Origin of the sequence: Bradyrhizobium sp. AZCC 2230, from assembly GCF_036924495.1 — a bacterium.
Lineage (GTDB): Bacteria > Pseudomonadota > Alphaproteobacteria > Rhizobiales > Xanthobacteraceae > Bradyrhizobium > Bradyrhizobium rifense.
The window spans coordinates 5,896,216-5,921,864 of record NZ_JAZHRS010000001.1 but is presented as its reverse complement, the minus strand read 5'-3'; the positions used below and the strand labels follow the sequence as shown (position 1 = coordinate 5,921,864).

Sequence of the window (25,649 nt, the reverse complement as noted above, 5' to 3'; positions counted from 1 at the left end):
CGCCTCAGTTCCTGTCTTCCGGCAGCGTCGGCAGCGGCGACACTTCGATGCCCTCGTCGATCAGCGATTTTGCCTCGTCGGGCGAGGCCTCGCCGTAGATCGGGCGGTGCTCCTTGTCGCCGTAATGCATCGCGCGGGCTTCGTTGGCAAAGCGCTCGCCGACATTGTCGGCGTTCTTGACGATGTGGTCGCGCAGCTCTTTCAGCTTGGCACGGAGCTCGCGCTCCTGCGCCATCATCAGCGAGGTGGATCCGGGCTGCGCAGCCTCGGGCGCGGGCGTCGCGGTCGGCTCCGGCGGCGGTGCCGCGCGCCCCTTCTTGCCGACGATGCGCGGCGCCATGATCGCCTTGTCGACCTTGGCCGAGCCGCAGATCGGGCAGGTCACGAGCTTGCGCTTCACCTGCGAATCGTAGGCCGACGAGCTCTGGAACCAGCTCTCGAACGCGTGCTTGCGGTCGCAATGGAGCGCGTAGCGGATCATGCCGATCCCCGCACCAGATGCAGATGATCCGGCCCGGCCTTGGGATCGGAGACGCCGAAGCGGCGGCCGTGCTGGAGCGAGGGGATCGCGCGGCGTGCGGTCTCGACCTTGGCCGGGTCGATCTTGGCCATGATGATGCCGGGCTCGACATCGCCTTCGGCGAGAATCTCGCCCCAGGGATCGATGATCAGCGAGTGGCCATAGGTCTCGCGCTTGTTCTCGTGGGTGCCTGCCTGGGCAGCTGCGAAGATGAAGCAGCCGGTCTCGATCGCGCGTGAGCGCAGCAGGATGTGCCAGTGCGCCTCGCCGGTCTTGCGGGTGAAGGCGGAGGGCACGGTGATGAAATACGCGCCGCTCTCGGCGAGTGCGCGGTAGAGCGCGGGGAAGCGCACATCGTAACAGATCGTCAGCCCGACGCGGCCCCAGGGCAGGTCGGAGATCACCGCGGTCTCGCCCGGCTGGTAATTGGCGGATTCGCGATAGCTCTCGCCGTCGGGCAGCTCGATGTCGAACATGTGGATCTTGTCGTAGCTCGCGAGCACGTTGCCCTCGGGCCCGATCAGGAAGGAGCGGTTGACCGCCTTCTCCGGCGAGAAGCGCAGCGCCAGCGAGCCGACATGGATGTGGATCTTCAGCTCGGCCGCGAGCGCGCGATACGCCTTCAGCGAGGAATCGTCCTCTTCGCTCTGCAGATGCTCGAACAGCGCCTTGCGGTTCAGCTGCATCATGTTGCTGACTTCGGGTGTCTGCACGTAGTCGGCGCCCTTGGCAGCCGCTTCCCGGATCAGCTTGGTTGCCTGCGCAAGGCTCGGCTCGGGCATCAGCCCGGTGCGCATCTGAATCATGGCCGCGGTGAAGGTGCGATCCTGAGCTTGATCTTGGCTCATGAGACCGCCTTGACGCTCTCGAGTATGCCGTCGAGCTTGCCTTCGCGGTCGAGCGCGTAGAGGTCGTCGCAGCCGCCGATATGGGTTCCGCCGATCCAGATCTGCGGGAAGGTCGAGCCCTCGCCGGCGCGGTCGTACATCTCGTCGCGCCAGGACGGGTTCTGGGCAACGTCGAATTCCGTGAAGGTCGCCTTCTTGCGGGTCAGAAGCGACCTGGCAGCGGAACAGTAGCCGCATCCCGGCCTGGTGTAGATCTCGACAGCAGCGGTCATGGCGTCCAGCGCTCTCATGTCATGAATTTGTTGAATTATATGGGAGTTTACCGGCTCTCGACAACCCGGGCAAAGACCAGCACGTCGACCCGGGCCGCCTTGGCGCGAAGAAGCGCACGTGCGCAGGCATCCAGCGTCGCACCTGATGTCAGGACATCATCGACCAGGATGATGCGCCGGCCCTGGACGTCGGCCTGGCGGTCTTGGGATACCTGGAATGCGCCCTGCACATTGGTGGCGCGCTGGGCCCGCGACAGGCCGATCTGCTGCTCGGTGGCGCGCACCCGACGCAGCACCTCGCCCCGCACCCTGACCCCGCTCTGTCGCGCGATGATGTGCGCCAGCGCGCCGGACTGGTTGTAGCGGCGGCGCCAGGCCCGGCGCCAATGCAGGGGCACCGGCACCAGCATGTCGGCGCCGGCAAGCAGTTCGCCGCCCGCGCGCGCCATCCAGCGGCCCATGGCGGGCGCGAGATCCGTGCGGTCCTGGTATTTCAGCGCATGGACCAGCGTGCGCGCGACATCGTCATAGCGCACCGCCGCGCGTGCCCGCTGATAGGCAGGCGGACTCGCGATCGCCTCCATCGACAGCATGTCGGGGCCGGGATCATAGACGAAGGGAATGCCGAGCCGCGGGCAGTAGGGCCGTTCAATGAACGACAGCCTTGCCCAGCACGCCGCGCACACGCCCTCGCCATCCACCGGCTCGCGGCAGGACACGCACAGCGTCGGCAGCGCAATGTCGAGCGCAAACCTTGGTAGATGCGCCAACACGTCGCGACAGGCCCCGAGCGCGCCGCGCAGATGGCTGGAAATGGAGCGTGGTGGTGATGCCTCGGCGTCCATTGGGCAAGGCTAGCGCCGTCTTGCGCCACGCTCAAGCCAATGGGCAGCTCTTGTCCGTGCCCGGCCTATGGCTCTTTCGGGAGCACTGGCCGGAAGAATGATCGCTCATAACGGCGGAAGCAGCGCGTTTGCTTTGCGAAGGCGATCGCTTTCTGAACATCCGGATCTTCGGCGCTGTCTTTCCGGTACTGTTCGTAGGCCGCGAAGCTCGGGAAGCTGAACATCGCGAGCGCGACGTCGCTCGCCCCTTCCGACGGCAGGAAGTAGCCGTGGTGGACGCCGCCGAATCTTGGCACCAGTTCCAGCCACATCCTGCTGTAAGCTTCGAATTCGGCGAGCTTGTCCGGAGGGACCTCGTATCGCAGGTAACAGGTGATCATCGTCGGATGCTCCGGCGCGCCGCGAACCTGGCGCGCGTTGTCAGCTTGGAACGCGAGAGGCCGGTGTCGGCTTTCATGAGAGGAGGCTAGCGCCACACGCAACGGATTGCCAGAACCAGCATGATCGGCGTAACCAGCGCCATGGCCACAAACCCGCAAACCCCGCCTGCCTTGTTCGATCGTGCCTTGCTGCGCGCGCGGCAGCGCCGTGCTCAGGCGCAAGGTGCCGTGAGCTTCCTGCTCGATCGGGTCGCCGAGGACATGTCCGACAGGTTGGCGGCGGTTATGCGTGAATTTCACGCGCCGGCTGATCTCTGGACGCCCGGTGAGGGGCTCGCAACGCTGCGCGCGCGGCTGCCGTCCATCGAACGGATCGCGCTCGATGCGGCGGGCTCGGAGAAATTGCCCTTCGCGCCGGAAAGCCTCGATCTTGTCGTCACCGCGCTGGCGTTGCAATTTGTCAACGATCTTCCGGGCGTGCTCGCGCAGGTTCGCCGTGCGCTGAAGCCGGACGGGCTGCTGCTTGCCGCGATGATCGGTGGCGACAGCCTGACCGAGCTGCGGCAAGCGTTCGCCGCGGCGGAGGCCGAATGCGAGGGTGGCGTGTCGCCGCGGGTGGCGCCGTTCGCCGATCTGCGCGACATCGGCGCACTGTTGCAGCGGGCGGGCTTTGCGCTGCCGGTCACCGATGTCGACCGCGTCGTGGTGCGTTATTCCAGCGCGTTTGCGCTGATGCAGGATCTCCGCCGCATGGGCGCGGCCAATGTGCTGATCGAACGGCGGCGCATGCCGAGTCGCCGCGCGACATTGCTGCGCATGGCCGAAATTTATGCTGAGCGCTTTGCCGATGCCGACGGCCGCATTCGTGCGACGTTCGACATCATCTGGCTCTCCGGCTGGGCGCCGCATGCAAGCCAGCAGCAGCCGCTGAAGCCGGGATCGGCGAAAGCGAGCCTGGCGGAGGCGGTGAAGAAGGCGGGGAAGGAGTAATCCCCAGGATGAGGTCCGGCCTCACATCAGCAGATCAATCAAATGCGGGATCAGCGGAATGTCCGCCGGCGGCATCGGATAGTCGCGCAGCTTGTTGGCGCGGACCCAGGCCAGCTTCTGGCCTTCGCGGGCCTCGACGATCCCTTCCCAGCGCCGGCAGATATAGAGCGGCATCAACAGATGAAAGGTCTCGTAGCCGTGGCTCGCAAAGGTCAGCGGCGCCAGGCACGGCTCGGCGACGGTGATGCCGAGTTCCTCGTTGAGCTCGCGGATCAGGCTCTGTTCCGGGCGCTCGCCCGGCTCCAGCTTGCCGCCGGGAAATTCCCACAGGCCGGCGAGCGTCTTGCCTTCGGGGCGCTGCGCGATCAGCACGCGCTTGTCGGCGTCGACCAGCGCGCACGCCACCACCAGTGTCAGCTTCAGGTCGGCCATGACCTAGGACCGATAATCGCCGTTGATCGCGACATATTCCTTGGTGAGGTCGCAGGTCAGCACGCGGTCGCGGCCCTTGCCGAGGCCGAGTGACACCTTGATCGCAATCTCCGGGGCCTTCATCGCCTCCGACACCTGCGCCTCGTCATAGGACGGATCGCGCGCGCCGCTCTTGGCGACGCGGATGCCGTTGAAGGCGATCGAGAGCTTGTCGCGATCGGCCGGCTCGCCAGCCTTGCCGACCGCCATCACCACGCGGCCCCAATTGGCGTCCTCGCCGGCGATTGCGGTCTTCACCAGCGGCGAGTTGGCAATCGACATGGCGATCTTGCGTGCGGAGGCCTTGGTCTTGGCGCCCTCGACGGTGATCTCGACCAGTTTTCGCGCGCCTTCGCCGTCGCGGGCGACCTGCTCGGAGAGGTTGGCGAGGATCTGGTTGAAGGCCTTGGTGAAGGCCTTCAGGCGCGGATCGCTGGCGCGGCTGATCTTCGGTGCGCCGTGCTCGGCGGCAGCGCCGGTGGCGAAAGCCAGCAGCGTATCCGAGGTCGAGGTGTCACCGTCGATGGTGACCGCATTAAAGGTGTCTTCGACGCCGGCCTTGAGCAGCGCCTGCAGCGCGGCGGGCGCGATCGGCGCGTCGGTGAAGATGAAGGACAGCATCGTCGCCATGTCGGGGGCGATCATGCCGGCGCCCTTGGCCATGCCGTTGATGGTGACCTTGGCCTTGCCGAGCTTCACGGTCGCGGTCGCGACCTTGGGGAATGTGTCGGTGGTCATGATCGCCTTGGCGGCGGCGAGGTAATCGCCGGCTTCCGCGGTCTCGGCGAGGCGTCCCAGCACGCCGTCGAACTTGGTCGCGTCCAGCGGCTCGCCGATCACGCCGGTCGAGGCCAGGAAGATTTCGCTCTCGCTGCAGCCGACGGCCTTGGCCGCGATCTTTGCGGTGAGCGCCGTCGAGCCGCGGCCGGTCTTGCCGGTGAAGGCGTTGGCATTGCCGGAATTGACGACCAGCGCGCGCGCCTTGCCGCCCTTCAGTTTTGCGCGGCACCATTCGACGGGGGCCGACGGGCACTTCGACTTGGTGAAGACGCCGGCGACCGCCGTGCCCTTGTCCATGATCGCCAGCAGCACGTCGGTGCGGTTCTTGTAGCGGATGCCGGCCTCCGCCGTCGCGAGACGGACGCCCGCGATCACGGGCATGTCGGGAACGTTCTTCGGGGCGAGCGGGGAGACGGTTGAGGACATCGCGGGGCGCCTTGGTGAGGTCTGGATATGCAGATGGCCGGGCGATGATGCCCGGCCATTGCGATGCTTAGATACCCTTGGCGTCACCGAAGTGACAGCAAATTTTTACTTCTTGGCGGGGGGCGCCATCTTGCTGTCGGAGGGCTTGGCCGCATCGGCCGGCTTGGCGTCGGCAGCCGGCTGATCCGTCCGCTCGACCTTGGCTTCGGCGCGGAGCTTGGCGACGTAGTCGGCCTGGGCCTTGCGGGTGACGTACTGCTCGATCTGGGGCCTGACCTGGTCGAACTCCGGCGCCTTGCGGTTGCGCTTTTCCTCGACCTTGATGATGTGCCAGCCGAACTGCGACTTCACGGGGTCGGAGATCTTGCCCGGCTCGAGCGCGAACGCAACAGTCGAAAATTCGGGCACCATCTGTTCCTTGGTGAAGAAGCCGAGGTCGCCGCCGTCGGCGGAGCCCGGATCCTTGGATTTCTTCTTGGCCAGCTCGGCGAAATCCGCGCCCTTGTCGAGCTCGGCCTTCACCGCCTTGGCCTCGTCCTCGGTCTCGACCAGGATGTGGCGGGCGCGCACTTCCTGCTCGCCGGTGATCTGCTTGGAGGCCTCCTCATAGACCTTCTTCATGGCGTCGTCGGTGGTGGCGGCCTTGCCTTCCTGGGCCAGCAGGCTGTCCATCAGCAGGCGATTGCGGGCGAACGCCATCCGCTTCTTGAATTCCTCGCCGTCGGCGACCTTCTTGTCCTCGGCGGCCTTGGCCACGATCTTCATGTCGATCAGGAACGACAGGACGTTGTCCTCCTTGGTCGCCGGGTCCATCTGGGCCAGGCTCGGTCCGAGTTCCTCCTCGGCCATGGCGACGTCGCTTTTCTTGATCTCAACGCCGTTGACCTTCGCCAGGACCGGATCGTCGGCCGCCCGGAGCGGGCCGGCGAACGCCAGGGTCAGCGCCAAGCAGGCTGCCAAGCCAAAGCAGCCAGCCAGGGCGGACGCGTGGCGGAAACGCTGGCCGGTGGTTACCGGGAACGAGGTGGTCATGCAAAATCCTTATGTTGAAGCAGGGGCTGCTTAAGCGGGGCGGACACTCGCCCAATTCAGGGGGGCTTGGCAACGCGAAAAGTCTGTCAAAATGATGAATTAGCCGCAATGCGCCCGCCGTTGACAAGGCCCTGACCGGGCCATATCTCTGCCCGGTCGCGACCATGGCGATGGCGTTTATTTTGCTGCGTTTTTGGCCGTTGAACCCAGACTAGTCCAATTCCCACCCATATGGCGGATGACCCCCGCAGTCCGGGCTCTGACGCCAACAGGCGTCACGGTGAGTTGATAGGCAAGCGGGTGACAACTTCTTGGCTGCAACGCGGTTAAATCGCGAACACAGGAACTAGGCATGATCGGCGCGCTCGCCCGCAAGTTTTTCGGCTCCGCCAACGACCGGCGGGTGAAGGGATATCAGTCCCGCGTCAGCGCGATCAACGCGCTGGAGCCCGAACTCATCAAGCTCTCCGATGAAGAGCTCAAGGCCCGCACCGCCGAGTTCAGGAAGCAGCTCGCCGAGGGCAAGACGCTGGACGACCTCCTGGTGCCCGCCTTCGCCACGGTGCGCGAGGCCGCCAAGCGCACGCTCGGCCAGCGTCATTTCGACGTCCAGCTGATCGGCGGCATGGTGCTGCATGAGGGCGACATCGCCGAGATGAAAACCGGCGAAGGCAAGACGCTGGTCGCAACGCTCGCGGTCTATCTCAACGCGCTCGCCGGCAAGGGCATCCACGTCGTCACCGTCAATGACTACCTCGCCCGCCGCGACTCCAGCTGGATGGGCCAGATCTACGGCTTCCTCGGCATGACCACGGGCGTGATCGTCCACGGCCTCGACGATGCCGAGCGCAAGGCCGCCTATGCCTGCGACATCACCTACGGCACCAACAACGAATACGGCTTCGACTATCTGCGCGACAACATGAAATACCGGCTCGAGGACATGGTCCAGCGGCCGCACTTCTACGCGATCGTCGACGAAGTCGACTCCATCCTGATCGACGAAGCGCGCACGCCGCTGATCATTTCCGGCCCGCTCGACGACCGTTCGGATTTCTACAACACCATCGACGGCTTCCTGCCCAAGCTCGACAAGACCGATTACGACGTCGACGAGAAGCAGCGCACGGTGACGCTGACCGAAGCCGGCATGGAGAAGATCGAGACGCTGCTGCGCGATGCCGGCCAGCTCAAGGGCGAATCGCTCTACGACGTCGAGAACGTCTCCGTCGTGCACCACATCAACCAGGCGCTGCGTGCGCATACGCTATTCACACGCGACAAGGACTACATCGTCCGCGACGACGAGGTCGTGATCATCGACGAGTTCACCGGACGCATGATGCAGGGCCGCCGCTATTCGGAAGGCCTGCACCAGGCGCTGGAAGCGAAGGAGCACGTCCAGGTTCAGCCCGAGAACCAGACGCTGGCTTCGATCACGTTCCAGAACTATTTCCGGATGTATGAAAAGCTCGCCGGCATGACCGGCACGGCGTTGACCGAAGCCGACGAGCTCTTTGACATCTACAAGCTCGAAGTCGTGGAGATCCCGACCAACGTGCCGGTAGGCCGCCTGGACGAGGACGACGAGGTCTATCGCACCCAGAAGGAAAAATACGGCGCCATCCTCGCCGAGATCGAGCGTGCCAATTCGCGGCTGCAGCCGGTGCTGGTCGGCACCGCGTCGATCGAGAAGTCGGAAGTGCTTGCCGAATTCCTCAAATCAAACGGCTACAAGCAGATCGACTTCGGCAAGGAGAACGCGCTCGACAAGCTCTATGCTGCGGCGCGCGCCGGCAAGCAGGCAAAGCTGTTCGCGGTCTTGAACGCGCGCTTCCACGAGCAGGAAGCCTATATCGTCGCCGAAGCCGGCGTGCCCGGCGCGATCACGATCGCGACCAACATGGCTGGCCGCGGTACCGACATCAAGCTCGGCGGCTCGCTCGAGATGCGCATTCCGAAGGAGACTGCGGGCATCGAGGATGAGGCCGAGAAGGCCAAGAAGATCGAGCAGATCAAGGCTGACGTCGAGCGCTTCCGCGACATCGTGCTGAAGGCCGAGGAGACGGTCGAGATCGAGCCGGCGAAGGGCTCGAAACCGGCCAAGACCGTGAAGAAGCCGGGCGGCCTCTACATCATCGGTTCCGAGCGGCACGAATCCCGCCGCATCGACAACCAGCTGCGCGGCCGTTCCGGCCGTCAGGGCGACCCCGGCCGCTCAAAATTCTTCCTGTCGCTGGAAGACGATCTGATGCGCATCTTCGGCTCGGATCGCCTCGACAGCATGCTCCAGCGTCTCGGCCTGCAAGAGGGCGAGGCGATCATCCATCCCTGGATCAACAAGGCCCTGGAGAAGGCGCAGCAGAAGGTCGAAGCGCGCAACTTCGACATCCGCAAGAACCTGCTCAAGTTCGACAACGTCCAGAACGACCAGCGCAAGGTGATCTTCGACCAGCGCGTCGACCTCATGAAGGACGACAGCGTCGCCGAGACCGTCACCGATATGCGCCACGCCTTCATCGACGACCTCGTCGCCAAGCACGTGCCCGAGCATGCCTATGCCGAGCAGTGGGACGTCGCCGGCCTGAAGGAAGAGCTCAAGCGCGTGCTCGATCTCGACCTGCCGGTCGAGGACTGGGCCAAGGAAGAGGGCATCGCCGACGAGGAGCTGCTCAAGCGCATCGAGACCCGTGCCGACGAGCATATGGCGGCCAAGGTCGGGCAATGGGGTCCCGACGTGATGCGTTACGTCGAGAAGACCATTTTGCTCCAGACGCTCGACCATCTCTGGCGCGAGCATCTGATCATGCTCGACCATCTGCGCCAGGTCATCGGCCTGCGCGGCTACGGCCAGCGCGATCCGCTGCAGGAGTACAAGACCGAGGCGTTCAACCTCTTCCAGGAGATGAGCGCGCATCTGCGCGAGGCCGTCACCGCGCAGCTGATGCGGGTCGAGATCGTCCCGCCGGAGCAGGAAGCGCCCATGCTGCCGGCGATGGAAGCGCACAAGCTCAACCCGGACACCGGCGAAGACGAAATGGCCGTCGCCAACGTTTCGCTGGCCCCGCAGGCCACCGACGCCGCGTTGCGCGATCCCAAGAGCCCGGCCAGCTGGGGCAAGATCGGCCGCAACGAGGATTGCCCGTGCGGCTCAGGCAAGAAGTACAAGCACTGCCACGGGCGGTACGGCTAGCGGCTAGCTCTCTGTGATGCGGCTGAGACGCGAAGTTGGCGCCTCAGCTTCCGCTGTCGTCGCCCGGCTTGACCGGGTGACCCAGTACGCCGCGGCTTCTCCGTTCAATCACGACCGTCTCTGGAATACTGGATCGCCCGATTAAATCAGGCGATGACAGTTGCGTGCGTGGCGCGCAGTCGTCGTGCCAGTGAGAAAGCGTGGAGCCGCCAACTCAATTCGAGCTATCGATCAAGCTCTCCAGCAGCCGCTTCAGCTCGCTCGTCGACTTGTCGCCGTAGCTTTCCAGGATATGCTCCTCCTGGTCGACTGCGAGCGAGTTGAGCTTCCTGCACAGCACCTTGCCGCGGTCGGAGATGAACATCAGCACCTTGCGGCGGTCGTTCGGGTCCTGCACGCGATAGACCAGCGTGTCGGACACCATGCGGTCGATCATCTTGGTCAGCGTCGGATGATTGAGGAGCACCGCGTCTGCAAGCTCGCCCATCGAATGGCCGTCGCCGTCCGACAGCACTTTCAGGATGCGCCACTGTTCGACGGGAACCCCCTCCTTGCTCAACCGCAGTTCGAGCTGCCGGTTGATCTCCCGGTTGGCTTGCGCGAGCAGATAAGCGAGGTGTTCGGTGATTGGAGCGTTCGATTTTGCCACGGCTAAGACTTCGTCTTGACCCAAATGAGTGAATGTCTTGCAATCAATGCTGCTTCTATATGCACTTCAATTCTTGAATATTCAATATTTTCAAAATAGGATGATTGCACAACAAAAGGGCGGAAGCCGCGGCCGCCTGCTCAATGTGCTTTCAGGTCTGGTACCGGACAGGAGTTGGCGTGCGCGCGACGGTAAACTTCCCGGCTCACAGCGGTCCGGCGTTGCCGCCGTCCTTGCTGTTCAGGAATCTGTCGTCATCGGCGGCTGATGGTGCGTTGTCGCCCAGCGATCATGCCTTTCTTCGGCGCCGTGGCACGAACAGGCTGCGCGTCGGTTGCTTCATCTGCTGCAGCGGCTCGCCCGGTATCTGGGGGCCGTGCGCCACCAACACCGCGCAGCTCGCGGTCGCCGAGATCAACAGGCGTGGCGGCATTTTGGGGCGCGAGATCGAGCTGTCGATCTATGATGCCGGCGGCCCGCTCGACGGTGTCCTGAGCCGCGCCAAGCAGGCGGTCGTCGACGACGAGATCGACCTCATCATCGGCATGCACACCAGCGCGGTTCGCGTCGCGCTCCGCAAGATCACCACCGCGAACCGGATCCCCTATATCTACACACCCGTCTATGAAGGTGGCGAACTGACGCCGGGCGTCATGGCGATCGGCGAAACGCCGCGCTGGCAGAGCCGCCCTTCGATCCACTGGCTCGCCGACGTCAAGAAAGCGGCGCGCTGGTACCTGATCGGCAGTGATTATGTCTGGCCGTGGCAGTCGCATCGCGCGGTGAAGCGCTACATCAAGGAAACCGGCGGAAGCGTCGTCGGCGAGGAGTTCGTTCCTCTCGGCGAGGACAACCACGAGCCGCATCTGGAGCGTATCCGCGCCGCAAAACCGGACGTCGTCCTGATCTCGCTGATCGGTACCGACAGCATCACCTTCAATCGGGCCTTCGGCGAGTGCGGTCTTGCCGCGACCACGTTGCGGCTGGCCGGTGCGATGGACGAGACCGTGCTGCTCGGCATCGGCGCCGACAACAGCGAGAACATGTTCTGTGCCTCCGGCTATTTCCCCAGTGTCGGTTCGCGCGCCAATGACGATTTCCAAAGCCGCTATCGCCAGATGTTCGGACCGAACGCCGCGCCGATCGGCTCGCTTGGCCAGTCCAGCTATGAGGGCCTCCGTTTCCTTGAAGCTGTCGCCAACAAGGCCGGTTCGTTGGCGATGGGACCGATGCTCGCGGCGGGGCGCAACATCGATTACGGCGGCGCGCGCGGTCGGGTGGTCGTTCGCAACGGTCACGCCCGGATGCAGATGTATCTCGCCGAGGCCGATGGCCTCGACTTCAAGCTGATCAAGCCGGTCTGAGACACCAGCGGCAATCCCGGACAAGCGCCAACGCAAAATAATACTTGAAAAGGAAAATGTTTCCGTTTTGAATGTTTCGGCGAGGCCGGGGGTGCGTGCGTGCCCGGGCGGCCGCGCGCCAACGTTCGTTTCAAGAAACTTCAGGAGAGCGCCGTGCCAGTTGTCCTTCCCACGCCAGCCCAACTTCGCAGCGTCGCCGAGCAGTGCGGCCTCGCGCTGACCGACGACGACGTCGCCTCGTTCCGCGGCCTGATGCAGGGCTCGATCGATGCCTACAACCTCGTCGGCGCCATGCCTGACGAGGTGCCGGCGGTGAAATATCCGCGCACGCCGGGCTATCAGCCGTCGGCGGAAGAGAATCCGCGCAACGCCTGGTATCGCAAATCGACCGTGAAGGGCGCAGCTCACGGCAAGCTCAAGGGCAAGACCGTCGCGCTGAAAGACAACATCATGCTGGCAGGCGTGCCCATGATGAACGGCTCGACCACGCTCGAAGGCTATGTCCCCGATTTCGACGCCACCATCGTCACGCGCATGCTCGATGCCGGCGCCGAGATCGCAGGAAAAGTGCACTGCGAATCCTTCTGCATGTCCGGCGGCAGCCACACCAACGCGGTCGGCGCCGTCCATAATCCCTACAAGATGGGTTATTCGGCCGGCGGCTCGTCCTCCGGCAGCGGTGTCGTCGTTGCCCTTGGCGAAGTCGACATGGCGATCGGCGGCGACCAGGGCGGCTCGATCCGCATGCCGTCCTCGTTCTGCGGCACCTACGGCATGAAGCCGACCTGGGGCCTCGTGCCCTATACCGGCATCATGCCGATCGAGATCTTCGTCGATCACACCGGTCCGATGACGGCGACCGTCGCCGACAACGCGCTGCTGCTCGAAGTGCTCGCTGGCGATGACGGCTACGATCCCCGCATCAAGGCACCGAAGGTCGAGGAATACACCAAGGCGCTCGGCCAGGGCGTCAAGGGCATGAAGATCGGCATTTTGAAGGAAGGCTTTGAGCAGGCGACTGCCGAGGCCGCCGTCAACGAAAGCGTGCGCGAAGCCGCCAAGCGCTTCAAGGATCTCGGTGCCACCGTCGAGACCGTCTCGATCCCGATGCATCTCGTCGGCCCCGCGATCTGGACGCCGATCGGCACCGAGGGCATGACCCAGACCATGATGTATGGCGACGGCTACGGCTTGAGCCGGTCCGACCTCTATTCGACGTCGCTGATGGATTTCCATCGCGGCTGGCGTCGTCAGGCGGACTCGCTGTCCGAGACCACAAAGCTGTTTTTGATGCTCGGCACCTACATCAACAACACCTTTGGCCCCCGCTACTACGGCAAGGCGCTCAATATCTCGCGACGCCTGACCGCGGCCTATGACAAAGCCTTCAAGGACTACGATCTCCTCTTGCTGCCGACGACGCCGATGAAGGCGACCAAGCTGCCGGAGCCGACCGCCAGCCGGGAGGATTACGTCGCTCGTGCGCTGGAGATGATCTCCAACACCGCGCCGTTCGACATCACCCATCATCCCGCGATGTCGCTGCCCTGCGGCATGGTCGACGGCCTGCCCGTCGGCCTGATGCTGGTCGGCCGCATGTTCGAGGAATCCACCATCTACCGCGCCGCGCACGCTTTCGAGCAGATCGGTGACTGGAAGAAGATGTGAGCAAGGCATTGATGCAGACGGACGGAACACCAGAGCGTTTTCGAGCGAAGTGGATACCAGTTCGCGTCAACAAAACGCGTCAAAACAAGAATCTAGAGCCCCGTTCCGATTTCATCGGAACGGGAAAGGCTCTGGCGCATGGCTAACGCGTTCGTCGCGGCGTTCGAGATCCTGAGCTTTGGCGCGATCATCGTCCTGATCGTGCTGGGGCTCGGGATCATCGCCAGCATGATGGGCATCTTCAATTTCGCGCAGGGCGAGTTCGTCCTGCTCGGGGCCTACATCACCTATCTCGCCTACGCCAAGGGCCTGCCGATCTGGACCGGCATGGTTGCAGCACCTTTCCTGGTCGGTGCGCTCGGCTTCGTGCTGGAGGCGCTGATCATCCGCCGCTTCTACGCCGCGCCGATCGTCGCCATGCTCGGCACCTACGCGCTCGGCCTGATCATCCGTGAATCCGTGCGCGGCCTGATCGGCGGTTTCTATCTCACCGTGCCCGAGCCGATCGGCGGCTCGATCGACATCGGCACCATGCACATCTCGGCGTGGCGCTTCACCATCATCGTCATCACGCTACTGGTCATGGTTGGCTGCTATCTTCTGCTGTCGCGCACGAATTTTGGTCTGCGCATGCGCGCCACGCTGGAGAACCCGTCGCTGGCGCGCGCGTCCGGCATTTCGACGCCTTTGATGTACGGCGCCACGTTTGCCTTTGGATCGGCGCTCGCCGGCCTTGCCGGTGCGCTGATCGTGCCGGTGTTCAGCCTCTACGCCGATCTCGGCATCCGCTTCCTGATCCAGGGCTTTGTCGCCGTCATGGTCGGCGGTGTCGGGTCCTTCATCGGGCCGGTCGCCGGCGCCGGCGTGATCGGCACGCTCAGTGCCGCGCTGCCCTGGGTCATGGCGCCTGTCGTCGCCGATGTCCTCGTCTTCGTTCTCGCCATTGCCTTCATCAAATTCCGGCCGCAGGGCCTCATCGCTGGAAAAGGGGTTTAGTCATATGTTCGATCGTCAGCTCTCACGCCGCCGCTTCATGTCCAATTTCGCCTTCGCGTCCGGCGCGGTCGCGACCGGTGTCGGCAGCTGGGTGATCCCGGCGCCCTGGGCCAATGCGGCCGAGGCCCCGATCAAGGTCGGCATCGCGACCGATCTCACCGGTCCGATCGCCTACGCAGGCAACGCCGACGCCAACGTCGCCAAGATGGTGATCAAGGAGATCAACGCGGGCGGTGGCCTGCTCGGCCGTCCGCTCGAGCTCTACATCGAGGATACCGCGTCGAACGAATCGGTAGCCGTCGGCAACGTCCGCAAGCTGATCCAGCGCGACAAGGTCGACATGGTGCTGGGCGGCATCACCTCGTCGATGCGCAACGCGATCAAGGACCCGATCGTGGCGCGCGGCAAGACGCTCTATATCTATCCGCAGCTCTACGAAGGCAAGGAGTGCACGCCCTACCTGTTCTGCACCGGCCCGACGCCGGCGCAGCAGTGTGACGAGTTCATCCCCTGGCTGATCAAGAACGGCGGCAAGAAGTTTGCGCTGCCGAGCGCCAATTATGTCTGGCCGCACACGCTCAACGTCTATGCCCGCAAGGTGATCGAAGCCAACGGCGGCGAGGTCGTGTTCGAGGAGTATTACCCGCTCGACCAGGTCGACTTCTCCGCGACCGTCAACCGCATCATCTCCAACAAAATCGACGTCGTCTTCAACACCGTCATCCCACCGGGCGTCGGCCCGTTCTTCAAGCAGCTCTATGAAGCGGGCTTCCTCAAGAACGGCGGCCGTCTGGCCTGCGTCTACTATGATGAGAACACGCTCAACATCAATCAGGCCGCCGAGATCGAGGGCCTCGCGAGCTGCCTCGACTATTTCAAGGTGCTGACCAAGGAGAACCCGTTCGACGCCAAAATCCAGGCGGCCTACGAGAAGGATTTTCCGGGCAACTTCCTGTTCGCCGCCGGCAGTGCCGCGACCGGTACCTATCGTGGCCTCAAGCTGTGGGAGGCCGCCGTCAAGGAAGCCGGCAAGATCGACCGCGACTCGGTTGCCGCCGCGCTCGACCATGCCAAGATCGCGGAAGGTCCGGGCGGGCCGGCCGAGATGGTGCCGGGCAAGCGCCACTGCAAGATGAAGATGTACACCGCCGTCGCCAAGGCCGGGAACTACGAGATCGTCGGACGCAGCGACGGTCTCGTCGATCCCAAGGAATGCTGAGCCGGACTGTTCTTCACCTCTCCCGACGGGGAGAGGTGAACCCGCGGCCAACTACCGGGCTGACTTACTATGATTAACTCGAAATGCTAAAGTCCATGGGTGCAGCTAAGCAGGCGGTTCACGCCGAAGTCGACGAGGGGGCGGCCGCTCCGGTGATTGAGCACGGTCCGGCGAAGCAAACTTCTTCGACACCAAAAATCCTGCCGATCGTGGAGGGCGTGGTGCTCGTCGCCGCGCTCGTCGCGCCGCTGGTGCTGCAGGATTACCTCACGGTGTTCGCAACGCGCGTCATCATTCTCGCGTTGTTCGCGCTGTCATTTGATCTGGTCTGGGGCTATGCCGGCATCATGAGCTTCGGCCAGGCCCTGTTCTTCGGCTCGGCCGGCTACGGCGTGGCGCTGCTCGCGCGCGATCTGGACATCACCAATATCTTCCTGGTGCTGCCGGCGGGCACGCTGATCGGTCTCACCGTTTCGCTTTTGCTTGGCGGCTTCCTGCTGCTGGGCCGGCATCCCTCCAGCGTGATCTTCGTCTCGCTGGGCACCTTGACCGGCTCCTACGCCGCCGATCGCCTCGCGCGCGGCTGGTATTATCTCGGCGGCCAGAACGGCATCCCCTCGATTTCATCGATGACGCTCGGTGGCTACGAATTCTCGGAAGGCCCGGCGTTCTATTATCTCGTGCTCGGTATCCTCATCGTCGTCTACCTGCTCTGCCGCTTCCTGGTCCGCTCGCAATTCGGCCTCGCGCTGGCGGGCCTACGCGAGAACGAGCAGCGCATCGCCTTCTTTGGCTACAAGGCGCAACACCTGAAGGCGATCATCTTTGCGATCGGCGGCGCCATCGCAGGGCTCGCCGGCAGTCTCTATGCCTTCCACGAGGGTTTTGTCTGGCCCAACATGGTCGGCGTCGTCGTCTCGACGCAGGTGGTGCTCTACGTGCTGTTCGGCGGCTCCGGCACGCTGATCGGCGCCGTCATCGGCACCGTCATCGTCGAGGGCGTCAGCTTCTGGCTGTCGGACAATTATCGCGACATCTGGCCGATCATTCTGGGAGTGTTGCTGCTGCTCGTGATCCTGTTCCGGCCGCTCGGCTTGATCAGTTTTGTCTTGGGCGAGCGTGAGCGTGTCGGCAGCTTCGGGGCCAAGGCCAAGGAAGGCGTCAAGGAGAAGCGCAATGCTCCTTGAAGCCGCTGGCATCTCGAAAATCTTCGGCAAGCTCACCGCGCTCGACGGCGCAGCACTCACCGTCGGCGAGAACGAGTTTCACGGCCTGATCGGCCCCAACGGTTCCGGCAAAAGCACGCTGATGAAGTGCATTGCGGGTGCCGAAGTGCCGACGCAGGGCAAGGTGAGCTTCATCAACACCGACATCACCGCCTTCACGCCGACCGAGCGAGCGCGCGCCGGCATGAGCCTGAAATTCCAGATCACGTCCGTGCTGCCGACGCTGACGCTCTATGACAACATCCTGCTCGCGCTGCAGGCGCAGTCCTCGCTGCTCGACCTCGTGTTCTCGCGCACCAGGAGTGCGCTGCATGATCAGGTCATGACCATGCTGACGCAGTTTCGCCTTGCCGATCGCGCCTTCGATGCGGCGGCGGCGCTGTCGCACGGCCAGCAGCAATGGCTCGAGATCGCAATGGCGCTCGCGGGCAAACCCAAACTTCTTTTGCTGGACGAGCCGACCGGCGGCATGAGCCTGGAGGAGCGCCGCGTGACCGGCGAATTGCTCCAGCCGATCAAGCAGCATTGCTCGCTCGTCATCGTCGAGCACGACCTCGATTTCATCCGCGACATCTGCGATCGGTTGACCGTGCTCGACCAGGGCAAGGTGCTGGCATCCGGCACCGTGTCCGAGATCCAGGCCAACAAATCCGTCCAGGAGATTTATCTGCGCCGTGCCTGAATTTTTGGACATCAAGCATCTCGACGCCGGCTATGGCCGCAGCCAGGTCCTGTTCGACGTCAACCTCGGCATTCCCTGGCGCGGCGGCGTCGCCGTGCTCGGGCGCAATGGCGCGGGCAAGACCACGCTGATGAAGACCATCGTCGGCGAATTGCCGGCGTGGAAGGGCGAGGTCGGCTTCGACGGCCGCGACATCAGCCGCTGCGCGACCCAGGAGCGCGTCCGCGCCGGCATCGGCTACGTGCCGCAGGAGCATTCGGTGTTCGCGCGCCTGTCGGTGCGCGACAATCTCGCGGTCGGCTCGCTGGCGAGCAGGAAGGCCGACGCCGTCGACCACGTGCTGACCATCTTCCCGAAACTCGGCCAGCGCCTCGACCAGCCCGCCGGCACGCTCTCCGGCGGCGAGCGCAAGATGCTCGCCATCGGCCGCGCCATGCTGGGCGATCCGAAATTGCTGCTGCTGGACGAGCCGACCGAAGGCGTCTGGATCGGTGTGATCGAGGAGATCACCGAGCGCCTGATCGAGCTCGCAAAGAATATCGCCGTCATCATCGTCGAGCAGCACCTCGACCTCGCACTCCGCGTCGCGGATTATGCCTACGTGCTGGATCGCGGCAGAGTCGCGCTGCAGGGCGCGGCGGGCGAGGTGAGGGGAAATCCGGAGCTGATGCGGTACCTGGCGCCGTAGGGTTTGGCGTCTATCGCTCTTCCATCTCTCGCAGCGCCCATTCTGGCAGTCCCGTCATCCTGAGGTGCGAGTGGCGCGATGCCCAGGCATCGCGCCGGGAGCCTCGAAGGATGCACGGCCGAGCTGGCAGCCGGGCCGTCGCCCTTCGAGGGCCGCTGAAGAAGCGGCCACCTCAGGGTGACGGTTTTCAATATTCGTACCTGCGATTGGGGGCGGGTCGGTCACATGTCTACCGTGACGCAGGATTCAGAATGGGCGCTATCTCGGCTCTGCAACATACGTCGTTGGTGTCATGAGAAGTGAACCGTCGAGTGGCGGAGCTATCTCAAACATCTGCGCGCGATTGTGAAAGTGAAAGACTCGCCGGATTCGATACTTGTCGCTTCGTTCCGCAGCGACATCGACTTCGCGCCTTGTGAGCCAAAACGCCGTCCGCTCATGCCCACATGTCGTCTTGACCTCCAGCAGTCGCTCTTGGCCGTCAGTTTCAAATGAGCGGATGTCATAGCCGTAGCCGTCTCCGTCCAGATCGGAGACCCAGCGAACACCGCTGGCAAGGTCCTCGCGCCCCGCGCGTCGTAAACGGTCTCGCTCGAACGTCACGACGAATCCCTCGCCGGCCTTGCCCAATTGACGATTCCTGGCGTCGCGCTCAGCTGGGTCGAACTTTCCCATCAAACGGCGGACAGCAGGCGTCAACGTTTTGTCGAGGTCTTCGACGGGTGGCGGGGCAACGAAAGCCGCATCATCGTTAAGCGCCAGCGGTTGAGTGTCGGCATTCGCAGCGTAAAGGAAATCCGGCGTCTGGCCGACGTTGCGCTCGACTGCAGCCACCAAGGCATCCTGATAATGCGCCAAGGGCTTGTAGCCATTGATCCACTGCGCTCCGAGCCTATCGAGAACCGCGGAGATGTTTTGAAGCTTACGCTCGATTGACGCTTCGGAGCGATGGACAGTGGTTAAGAGCTGCCGTCTATTTTGCGCCTTGCTGTAAGCCGCGCGCGCCCTCTCAAGGGCCAACATACGAAAATAGCTTTCAACCACGGCGGAGATCTCACTCTCCGTCCAAGGTGTTCCAGCGATGCCGTCAGCGCGCTCCCGATCCAAGTCTTAGCCCCTTGGAGATAGAGAGTAACAGGGAGGGCACGAGACGCAATCTAGGTGCTTGAAATGCGGTGAGGCAACTTTTCGTTGGAGACTAACGCCCGCTTACTTCACCGCCCCAAACCGGCTGTCGAACGAGTTCGACGATACCACCGGCGCAGCGCCCATCATTTGCGCGGCATCACTCGCGCCATCCGAGACTGATGGTTTCAGCGCGGGGCGCGTTGCGGCAACTTTGGTCTCGGCGGGCTTCGCCGGCTCGACGGGTTTTGCAGCAACCGCCGGGGCGTCCTTGGACTTGTCGTGGCCGGGCACGAACCTCGTCACTGCGGCCTTCAGCTTGGAGGCCGTGCTCGGTGCTGCGGGGGCCGGGGCTACCGACGCGGTGGCTTGCGGCGCGGATGCGGTTGCCGTCGTGTCGGCGGTGCTCAGCCCCATCTTGCGGCCGAGATTGGAGAAGAAGCCGCCGGATTTCTCGGCCGAGGCGACGCGGGTATCGGTCGCGGGTGCGGCGGCCGCGACGACGGGCTCTTCCTGCGGCGTGGCTGCGACTGCGTCGAGATTCGGCTTCGGCGGGTTGACGGTGCCGGGGATCGTGCCCGGCGCCTTCGACATCGCCAGCATCTGCAGCGTATTGCCTTCGGCGCCTTCCGACAGGCCGGTCGAGCCTTCCGGAATCTTCGCCGCAAAAATTTTGTTCATGCCGCCGTCGATGCCGGTGTTCATGCGCGCCACCGGCGTGCCCTTGGCGACGAGCTTGTTGTACTCGGCCTCGTCGCGCTGCTCTTTCTCGCGCACGGCGCTGGCGACGTCCTCGGGGATCACATAGGCCGGGCACTTCGCGGAGGCGTCGAACACGGGATCGCGCTTGGCGTCGGGCGCCTTCGCGGCGTCGAACACGTACTTCTTCTCGCAGAAATCGACCTTCGGCTCCTGCCGCGTCACCTCGAAATGATCGTAGCCTTCCTTGATCATCTTCCAGAAGGCCATGTTCGGATTGTTGCGGTGCTTGGCCATGTTCACCGGCGTCATCTTGAACGGATACGCCTGGAACTGGAACGCCTTCTGGCCGCCGAAGAAGGACTCGCGCCCGAGCGAATAGATCTCGGCGATCTGCTCGTCCGTCATCGCGTAGCAGCCGCGCGACGAACAATCGCCATGCACCATCAGCTGCGAGCCGGTACGGCCGAGCGCCTTGTCGAACGCGTTGGGAAAGCCGGTGTTGAACGAGAGGTAATAGGCCGACTGCGGATTCATCTGGCTCGGATTGATCGAGTAGAATCCTTCCGGCGCCTGGCGATCGCCTTCGCGCACCTTCGGTCCGAGGTCGCCCGACCAGCGGCAGATCGGATAGGTCTTGAGCAGTGCGAACTGGCCGGAGCGGGTCTGCTTCCAGATCTCGAGTTCGGCCTCCGACTTGAACAGGCGGATCAGGATCGGCGATTGCAGATCCATGTCCTTCTCGCCCATCGCGGCGACGAGCTTTGGCGAGACCGGCTGGTTGGCCTTGGCGTTGGTCGCGAGCGAGACCTGGTCGGTGTCGCAGCCGGCCAGCACAATGCTGGCGGCAAGCGCGACCGAAGCCAAAAGCGCACGAGCAAGCGAACGAGAATTCAAGATGGACCCCACAACGTGCCGGGCAAGGAGCGCGAACCCCGATCTTTGGAGCATGGCCTGACCGGTTACCCGGACCTTATTCAGACCAAGCCCCAGCGCTTATGCCCTGAAGCCATTGATTAAAATTCTAACCTCCGCGCCTGATGGTCGCAACCCGACCGGGGATCACGAGCCCGTTGGCGAGCCGGCGTGGTCAACAGAGACTTAAACTGGGCCGTAACTTGGGACGTTTTTGGGCTTGGCAGCCAAACAGCTACTGAGATCGCCGATTTGGGCAGAAAAAGGGTTAACGCGGGGTTACCGGGCAGTCCGGGACAGTCTCGTAGGGTGGGTTAGCGAAGCGTAACCCACCTCTTCTGGCTCCGTGGAGACAAACAAAGGTGGGTTACGCCTTCGGCTAACCCACCCTACGAAGCCAAAAAAGACCCCAAACTAGCCCGAATCAGCCCAGTTTCCGGCCGATATCGAGGAATTTCTGCCGGCGCTGCTTGCGGATGGCGTCGCCGTCCAGGCCCCGCAGCTCGTCGAAGGCCTTGGCGATGGCATCGCCCGTGGTGGCGATCATGGCGGCGGGGTCGCGGTGGGCGCCGCCGACCGGCTCTTTCAGGATGCTGTCGATCACCCCGAAGCGGAGCATGTCCTGGGCGGTGATCTTCATGTTGTTGGCGGCTTCCTGCGCCTTGCTGCCGTCGCGCCAGAGGATGGAGGAGGCGGCTTCCGGCGAGATCACGCTGTAGATCGCGTGCTCCAGCATCAGCACCTTGTTGGCGGTGGTGATCGCAATCGCGCCGCCCGACATGCCCTCACCGGTGATGATGGCAACGTTCGGCACGGTCAGCGCCATGCAGGCATCGGTCGAGCGCGCGATCGCCTCGGCCTGGCCGCGCTCCTCGGCGCCGATGCCGGGATAGGCGCCGGCGGAATCGGCGAGCGATAGCACCGGCAGGCCGAACCGCTCGGCCATCTCCATCAGCCGCACGCATTTGCGATAGCCCTCGGGCCGCGCCATGCCGAAATTGTGCTTGATGCGGCTCTCGGTGGAATCGCCTTTTTCCTGGCCCATCACGCAGATGGCTTCGCCGCGGAAGCGGCCGAAGCCCGCGACCAGCGCCTCGTCCTCGCCGAACTTGCGGTCGCCGGCGAGCGGGGTGAATTCGGTGATCAGGCCCGTGATGAAATCGTTGAAATGCGGCCGCTGCGGATGCCGCGCGACCAGCGTCTTCTGCCACGGCGTCAGGTTCTGATAGAGGTCGGCCAGCGCCTGCGCCGCCTTGTCCTCGATCCGTCCGATCTCCTCGGCGATGTCGGTGCCGGAGGCCGCAAGCGTGCGCAATTCGTCGAGCTTGGAATCGAGCTCGGCGACGGGCTTTTCGAAGTCGAGATAGCTGCGCATCTGGTCTGGCATCAACTCAATATAGAGGGACGGGGCGGAGAGGCGAAGCGAGGTTGGCTTCTCGGAAAGAAGTGTAGCTTCTTCAAGGGTTTGACCTGTGCGCTCCCGGGAGCGCGCCAAATCACGAATAAGGCCACGGCTCTTTCTGCGGAGATGTGGCCGAAGTCAAGGCGGTTTCGGCCGCCGCCGTGCCAGCGGCGGCTACTTCTCCGCCAGCGGGTGCAGGTCGCGCACCAGGCTCTTCAGCCGCTCCTCGACCACATGGGTATAGATCTGGGTGGTCGAGATGTCGGTATGGCCGAGCAGGGTCTGCACGATGCGCAAGTCCGCGCCATTGTGCAGGAGGTGGCTGGCGAAGGCATGGCGCAGCACGTGCGGGGAGACCAGGCGCGCCTGAAGTCCCGAGGCGACCGCGAGCTCCTTGAGGTCGCGGGCAAAATGCTGCCGCGTCAGATGTCCGCTCTCGCCGAACGAAGGAAACAGCCATTTCGAGGCGGCGAGGCTGCTCTTCTTGTCGGCTTTTGCAGCGTCCGTCGCCGCGAGATAATCCGCCATCGCCTGCCGCGAGGCCTCGTTGAGCGGCACCAGCCGTTCCTTGTCGCCCTTGCCGCGCACCACGATCATGCGGGCGTCGCGCTTGGCCGCCGTGCGCGGCAGCGACACCAGCTCGGAGACGCGCAGGCCCGTGGCATAGAGCACCTCGAGCAGGCAGTAGAGCCGCAACGCGCGCAGCCGCTGCGACGGCGAGGCGTCCGCCGCCTCGCTCATCTCCTTGGCGCGGCCAAGCATGCGGTCGACATCTGATATCGACAGCACCTTTGGCAGGCCGCGGCCGCGCTTGGGGCCGGACAGGATCGCCGCGGGATCTTCGCTGCGGATGCGCTCGTTCAGGAGAAAGCGGAACAGGTGCCGCATCGCCGACAGCCGTCGCGCGACGCTGGAGGATTTAAATCCGCGCGCATCGAGGTCGCCCAGATAGTCGCGCAGGACTTGCGTCTTCGCGTCCACAAAGCCGTGGCCGACGCGCGTCAGAAACTCGGAGAAATCGGTGAGGTCGCGGCGATAGGCATCGAGCGTGTTGGGGCCGGCGCCCTGTTCCGCCGCGAGCATGTCGAGGAACAGGCCGGTGAGTTTTGCATCTGAGGGCTTTGCACGCATGCCCTGGAGCGTAGCCCCTATTTCTTGAGAAATTTATCCGGCGGGATCGTCACCGTCATTTCCCGCGGTTTCGGATTGACGAAGTTGGCCAGCGCGAACACCACGCCATAGACGATGCCGGCAAGCACGGCGACGGCCGTCAGGAAGCGGAACAGGCTGGGCATCGGGCAAGGTCTCGGCGAGGGTCTCGAACGGGCAAATTAACCAATGAAATCATCCAACATGTTCGCCGTTTCGTGGCAAGAGTCCTCTGGCGAGGGCCCCGAGGGGGTCGTATAGGTGGCCGGGATGCCGCCTTTGGCGGCAGATTGAGCGAGATCCAGAGCAAGATCCAATGTCCGACGCCGCGTTGCCAGCACAAGCGAGCCCTGAGGCCGACATCCTGTCGGCGCTCGGGACACGTTCGATCGTGCTGGTCGGCATGATGGGCGTCGGCAAGTCGACCATTGGTAAGCGCCTGGCGGCCCGGCTTGGCCTGCGGTTTTTCGACGCCGATGTCGAAATCGAGGTGGCTCACGCTGGCATGACCATCCCGGAAATCTTTACGACCCATGGCGAGCCCTATTTTCGCGACGGCGAAGCCCGCGTGATCGCGCGCCTGCTCGACGGCGGGCCGATCGTGTTGGCGACCGGCGGAGGCGCTTTCATGCGCGAGGAGACGCGGACCCGCATCGGGGCCAAGGCGGTCTCGATCTGGCTCAAGGCGGATCACGACGTCATCATGCGCCGTGTCCGGCGCCGCGCCGACCGTCCGCTGCTTCAGACCGCCGATCCCGAAGGAACCGTGACGCGGCTCCTCACAGAGCGCGAGCCGGTTTACAGCCATGCCGACCTCACCATAGCCTCGCGCGACGTGCCGCACGACAGAATCGTCGATGAGACCATCGAGACGCTGCACGCGCATCTGTGCGGCCAGGCCGCCGTATCCGAACCACCAGCCGACGTCGCGAGTGCGTCAAGATGACTGCGCCTTTGAAACATTCTGATTCCGTCATCGTCGACGTCGCGCTCGGCGATCGCGCCTATGACATCGTCATCGGCCGCGGCGTGCTGGCCTCGCTCGGCGAGCGCGTCGCGGCTTTGCGCCCCGGCGTGCGCACGGCAATCGTCACCGACCGCACCGTTGCAAAGTACTGGCTCGAGCCGGCCGAAGCCTCGCTCGCCGCCGCCGGCATTCCCACCTCGCGCGTTGTGGTCGAGGAAGGCGAGATCTCCAAAACCTATGCCGGGCTGACGAAGGTCAGCGAGGCCCTGATCGCGGCAAAGATCGAGCGCAACGATCTCGTCATCGCGCTCGGCGGTGGCGTGGTCGGCGATCTCGCCGGCTTTGCCGCCGCGATCCTGCGCCGCGGCGTCGATTTCGTGCAGGTGCCGACCTCGCTGCTGGCGCAGGTCGATTCCTCCGTCGGCGGCAAGACCGGCATCAACTCGCCGCAGGGCAAGAACCTGCTCGGCGCCTTCCACCAGCCGGTGCTGGTGATCGCCGACACCGCCGTACTCGACACGCTGTCGCCGCGGCAATTCCGCGCCGGCTATGCCGAGGTCGCCAAATATGGCGTGCTCGGCGACGAGGCCTTCTTCACCTGGCTGGAGAAGAACCACGCGGACATCTTCAAGGGCGGCTCGGCCCGCGAGCACGCCATCGCGACGTCCTGCCGCGCCAAGGCCGGTGTCGTCTCGCGCGACGAGCGTGAGACCGGCGAACGCGCGCTGCTCAATCTCGGCCACACCTTTGGCCACGCGCTGGAAGCCGCGACCGGTTTCTCCGACCGCCTGTTCCACGGCGAGGGCGTGTCGATCGGCATGACCTTGGCGGCGCAGTTTTCCGCAAAGCTCGGCATGATCGGCGAGCTTGAGGCGGCCCGCGTCGAGCGGCACCTCATCGAGGCGGGCCTGCCGACGCGCCTGCAGGACATCGCCGGCTTCGCGCAGGAAGGCCTCGCGGACGCCGACGCGCTGATGGCGCTGATGGCGCAGGACAAGAAGGTCAAACGCGGCAAGCTCACCTTCATCCTGCTGGAGGCTGTGGGGCGCGCCGTCATCGCCAGGGACGTCGAGCCGGCGCCGGTGCGCGACTTCCTCAAGGACAAGCTCGCTCTCAAGGCGTGAGACGCGGCTCAACGGCGCT

At 64.1% G+C, this 25,649-nt stretch carries 25 protein-coding genes; 11 read left to right on the top strand and 14 right to left on the bottom strand.

The genetic code is table 11. From position 1 onward, the window contains the following. Positions 1-4 precede the first annotated feature (4 nt). From V1280_RS28395 to V1280_RS28375, 5 genes are all read right to left on the bottom strand, one after another. Entirely contained in the window at positions 5-481 is a 477-nt protein-coding gene (locus tag V1280_RS28395) for a DUF1178 family protein (protein WP_334531930.1), read from the bottom strand. Then, positions 478-1,368, bottom strand: a complete 891-nt coding sequence (locus tag V1280_RS28390) for a carbon-nitrogen hydrolase family protein (RefSeq protein WP_334531927.1) — start codon at positions 1,366-1,368, stop codon at positions 478-480. The genes V1280_RS28395 and V1280_RS28390 overlap by 4 nt, the downstream gene beginning before the upstream one ends. Next, the gene (gene grxC / locus V1280_RS28385) at positions 1,365-1,640 is read right to left on the bottom strand and encodes a glutaredoxin 3 (protein ID WP_334531925.1); all 276 of its coding nucleotides are present in this window, start codon (positions 1,638-1,640) and stop codon (positions 1,365-1,367) included. Before grxC ends, V1280_RS28390 begins: the two co-directional genes overlap by 4 nt. A 47-nt stretch (positions 1,641-1,687) precedes the next feature. Then, positions 1,688-2,485, bottom strand: a complete 798-nt coding sequence (locus tag V1280_RS28380) for a ComF family protein (protein ID WP_334531923.1) — start codon at positions 2,483-2,485, stop codon at positions 1,688-1,690. A 65-nt stretch (positions 2,486-2,550) separates the two neighbouring features. Continuing rightward, a complete protein-coding gene (locus V1280_RS28375; protein WP_334531921.1) occupies positions 2,551-2,865 on the bottom strand; it encodes an NIPSNAP family protein in 315 nt (104 codons plus the stop codon). Positions 2,866-2,985: 120 nt separating this feature from the next. Between V1280_RS28375 and V1280_RS28370 the strand changes: the two genes are divergently transcribed. Then, on the top strand, positions 2,986-3,855 hold the full coding sequence (locus tag V1280_RS28370; protein ID WP_334531918.1) for a methyltransferase domain-containing protein: 870 nt from the start codon (positions 2,986-2,988) through the stop codon (positions 3,853-3,855). A gap of 21 nt (positions 3,856-3,876) precedes the next feature. Here the strand turns inward: V1280_RS28370 and V1280_RS28365 are convergent, their stop codons facing one another. The 3 genes from V1280_RS28365 to V1280_RS28355 all read right to left on the bottom strand — a co-directional run bounded on the left by V1280_RS28365 (position 3,877) and on the right by V1280_RS28355 (position 6,564). Further along, positions 3,877-4,287, bottom strand: coding sequence for a (deoxy)nucleoside triphosphate pyrophosphohydrolase (locus V1280_RS28365; protein ID WP_334531915.1), 411 nt, complete (start codon positions 4,285-4,287; stop codon positions 3,877-3,879). Between the two features lie 3 nt (positions 4,288-4,290). Beyond that, a complete protein-coding gene (gene argJ, locus V1280_RS28360) occupies positions 4,291-5,532 on the bottom strand; it encodes a bifunctional glutamate N-acetyltransferase/amino-acid acetyltransferase ArgJ (protein ID WP_334531913.1) in 1,242 nt (413 codons plus the stop codon). Between the two features lie 105 nt (positions 5,533-5,637). Then, positions 5,638-6,564, bottom strand: a complete 927-nt coding sequence (locus V1280_RS28355; protein WP_334531911.1) for a peptidylprolyl isomerase — start codon at positions 6,562-6,564, stop codon at positions 5,638-5,640. 352 nt (positions 6,565-6,916) lie between these two features. Here V1280_RS28355 and secA point away from each other — a divergent pair, with 352 nt between their 5' ends. Further along, positions 6,917-9,757, top strand: coding sequence for a preprotein translocase subunit SecA (gene secA, locus V1280_RS28350; protein ID WP_334531909.1), 2,841 nt, complete (start codon positions 6,917-6,919; stop codon positions 9,755-9,757). A 214-nt stretch (positions 9,758-9,971) separates the two neighbouring features. On the opposite strand, the gene V1280_RS28345 is transcribed toward secA, so the two are convergent. Continuing rightward, complete coding sequence (locus V1280_RS28345; protein ID WP_234684745.1) at positions 9,972-10,406, bottom strand: MarR family winged helix-turn-helix transcriptional regulator; 435 nt, start codon at positions 10,404-10,406, stop codon at positions 9,972-9,974. Between the two features lie 179 nt (positions 10,407-10,585). Here V1280_RS28345 and V1280_RS28340 point away from each other — a divergent pair, with 179 nt between their 5' ends. The 7 genes from V1280_RS28340 (at position 10,586) to V1280_RS28310 (ending at position 18,249) form a co-directional block, all read left to right on the top strand. Further along, entirely contained in the window at positions 10,586-11,770 is a 1,185-nt protein-coding gene (locus V1280_RS28340; RefSeq protein ID WP_334531900.1) for a substrate-binding domain-containing protein, read from the top strand. Between the two features lie 153 nt (positions 11,771-11,923). After that, positions 11,924-13,438 (top strand): amidase, encoded by a 1,515-nt coding sequence (locus tag V1280_RS28335; RefSeq protein ID WP_334531897.1) that lies wholly within the window; start codon positions 11,924-11,926, stop codon positions 13,436-13,438. Between the two features lie 138 nt (positions 13,439-13,576). Beyond that, entirely contained in the window at positions 13,577-14,434 is an 858-nt protein-coding gene (locus V1280_RS28330; protein WP_148776439.1) for a branched-chain amino acid ABC transporter permease, read from the top strand. Positions 14,435-14,438: 4 nt separating this feature from the next. Further along, positions 14,439-15,653 (top strand): substrate-binding protein, encoded by a 1,215-nt coding sequence (locus V1280_RS28325; protein ID WP_334531891.1) that lies wholly within the window; start codon positions 14,439-14,441, stop codon positions 15,651-15,653. An 83-nt stretch (positions 15,654-15,736) separates the two neighbouring features. Continuing rightward, entirely contained in the window at positions 15,737-16,840 is a 1,104-nt protein-coding gene (locus V1280_RS28320; protein WP_334531888.1) for a branched-chain amino acid ABC transporter permease, read from the top strand. Further along, a complete protein-coding gene (locus V1280_RS28315) occupies positions 16,830-17,561 on the top strand; it encodes an ABC transporter ATP-binding protein (protein WP_334531885.1) in 732 nt (243 codons plus the stop codon). The genes V1280_RS28320 and V1280_RS28315 overlap by 11 nt, the downstream gene beginning before the upstream one ends. Beyond that, positions 17,554-18,249 carry a branched-chain amino acid ABC transporter ATP-binding protein gene (locus tag V1280_RS28310; RefSeq protein WP_334531882.1) on the top strand — a complete coding sequence of 232 codons (696 nt, stop codon included), beginning with the start codon at positions 17,554-17,556 and terminating at the stop codon, positions 18,247-18,249. Before V1280_RS28315 ends, V1280_RS28310 begins: the two co-directional genes overlap by 8 nt. Before the next feature lie 258 nt (positions 18,250-18,507). Here the strand turns inward: V1280_RS28310 and V1280_RS28305 are convergent, their stop codons facing one another. The 5 genes from V1280_RS28305 to V1280_RS28285 form a co-directional block, all read right to left on the bottom strand. After that, positions 18,508-19,356 carry a DUF3883 domain-containing protein gene (locus tag V1280_RS28305; RefSeq protein WP_334531879.1) on the bottom strand — a complete coding sequence of 283 codons (849 nt, stop codon included), beginning with the start codon at positions 19,354-19,356 and terminating at the stop codon, positions 18,508-18,510. Positions 19,357-19,458: 102 nt separating this feature from the next. Next, on the bottom strand, positions 19,459-20,970 hold the full coding sequence (locus V1280_RS28300) for a murein L,D-transpeptidase family protein (RefSeq protein ID WP_334531877.1): 1,512 nt from the start codon (positions 20,968-20,970) through the stop codon (positions 19,459-19,461). A 442-nt stretch (positions 20,971-21,412) separates the two neighbouring features. Further along, the gene (locus V1280_RS28295) at positions 21,413-22,375 is read right to left on the bottom strand and encodes an acetyl-CoA carboxylase carboxyltransferase subunit alpha (protein WP_334531874.1); all 963 of its coding nucleotides are present in this window, start codon (positions 22,373-22,375) and stop codon (positions 21,413-21,415) included. Positions 22,376-22,564: 189 nt separating this feature from the next. Next, positions 22,565-23,521 carry a site-specific tyrosine recombinase XerD gene (gene xerD / locus V1280_RS28290; protein WP_334531871.1) on the bottom strand — a complete coding sequence of 319 codons (957 nt, stop codon included), beginning with the start codon at positions 23,519-23,521 and terminating at the stop codon, positions 22,565-22,567. Positions 23,522-23,538: 17 nt separating this feature from the next. Further along, the gene (locus tag V1280_RS28285; protein WP_148775412.1) at positions 23,539-23,685 is read right to left on the bottom strand and encodes a histidine kinase; all 147 of its coding nucleotides are present in this window, start codon (positions 23,683-23,685) and stop codon (positions 23,539-23,541) included. A gap of 170 nt (positions 23,686-23,855) precedes the next feature. On the opposite strand from V1280_RS28285, the gene V1280_RS28280 reads away from it, so the two are divergent. Together V1280_RS28280 and aroB are read left to right on the top strand one after the other, a co-directional pair. Next, positions 23,856-24,485, top strand: coding sequence for a shikimate kinase (locus V1280_RS28280; RefSeq protein ID WP_334531866.1), 630 nt, complete (start codon positions 23,856-23,858; stop codon positions 24,483-24,485). Then, the gene (gene aroB, locus V1280_RS28275) at positions 24,482-25,630 is read left to right on the top strand and encodes a 3-dehydroquinate synthase (RefSeq protein WP_334531864.1); all 1,149 of its coding nucleotides are present in this window, start codon (positions 24,482-24,484) and stop codon (positions 25,628-25,630) included. The genes V1280_RS28280 and aroB overlap by 4 nt, the downstream gene beginning before the upstream one ends. Positions 25,631-25,649: the final 19 nt, after the last annotated feature.

Excerpts from the sequence above, each read along its gene's own strand:
- V1280_RS28320 (WP_334531888.1), top strand. The coding sequence starts at position 15,737 with ATGCTAAAGTCCATGGGTGCAGCTAAGCAGGCGGTTCACGCCGAAGTC.
- xerD (WP_334531871.1), bottom strand. The coding sequence starts at position 23,521 with ATGCGTGCAAAGCCCTCAGATGCAAAACTCACCGGCCTGTTCCTCGAC.
- argJ (WP_334531913.1), bottom strand. The coding sequence starts at position 5,532 with ATGTCCTCAACCGTCTCCCCGCTCGCCCCGAAGAACGTTCCCGACATG.
- V1280_RS28280 (WP_334531866.1), top strand. The coding sequence starts at position 23,856 with ATGTCCGACGCCGCGTTGCCAGCACAAGCGAGCCCTGAGGCCGACATC.
- V1280_RS28395 (WP_334531930.1), bottom strand. The coding sequence starts at position 481 with ATGATCCGCTACGCGCTCCATTGCGACCGCAAGCACGCGTTCGAGAGC.
- V1280_RS28365 (WP_334531915.1), bottom strand. The coding sequence starts at position 4,287 with ATGGCCGACCTGAAGCTGACACTGGTGGTGGCGTGCGCGCTGGTCGAC.
- V1280_RS28380 (WP_334531923.1), bottom strand. The coding sequence starts at position 2,485 with ATGGACGCCGAGGCATCACCACCACGCTCCATTTCCAGCCATCTGCGC.
- V1280_RS28315 (WP_334531885.1), top strand. The coding sequence starts at position 16,830 with ATGCTCCTTGAAGCCGCTGGCATCTCGAAAATCTTCGGCAAGCTCACC.
- V1280_RS28390 (WP_334531927.1), bottom strand. The coding sequence starts at position 1,368 with ATGAGCCAAGATCAAGCTCAGGATCGCACCTTCACCGCGGCCATGATT.
- secA (WP_334531909.1), top strand. The coding sequence starts at position 6,917 with ATGATCGGCGCGCTCGCCCGCAAGTTTTTCGGCTCCGCCAACGACCGG.
- V1280_RS28325 (WP_334531891.1), top strand. The coding sequence starts at position 14,439 with ATGTTCGATCGTCAGCTCTCACGCCGCCGCTTCATGTCCAATTTCGCC.
- V1280_RS28285 (WP_148775412.1), bottom strand. The coding sequence starts at position 23,685 with ATGCCCAGCCTGTTCCGCTTCCTGACGGCCGTCGCCGTGCTTGCCGGC.
- V1280_RS28330 (WP_148776439.1), top strand. The coding sequence starts at position 13,577 with ATGGCTAACGCGTTCGTCGCGGCGTTCGAGATCCTGAGCTTTGGCGCG.
- V1280_RS28370 (WP_334531918.1), top strand. The coding sequence starts at position 2,986 with ATGATCGGCGTAACCAGCGCCATGGCCACAAACCCGCAAACCCCGCCT.
- V1280_RS28295 (WP_334531874.1), bottom strand. The coding sequence starts at position 22,375 with ATGCCAGACCAGATGCGCAGCTATCTCGACTTCGAAAAGCCCGTCGCC.
- V1280_RS28375 (WP_334531921.1), bottom strand. The coding sequence starts at position 2,865 with ATGATCACCTGTTACCTGCGATACGAGGTCCCTCCGGACAAGCTCGCC.
- grxC (WP_334531925.1), bottom strand. The coding sequence starts at position 1,640 with ATGACCGCTGCTGTCGAGATCTACACCAGGCCGGGATGCGGCTACTGT.
- aroB (WP_334531864.1), top strand. The coding sequence starts at position 24,482 with ATGACTGCGCCTTTGAAACATTCTGATTCCGTCATCGTCGACGTCGCG.
- V1280_RS28355 (WP_334531911.1), bottom strand. The coding sequence starts at position 6,564 with ATGACCACCTCGTTCCCGGTAACCACCGGCCAGCGTTTCCGCCACGCG.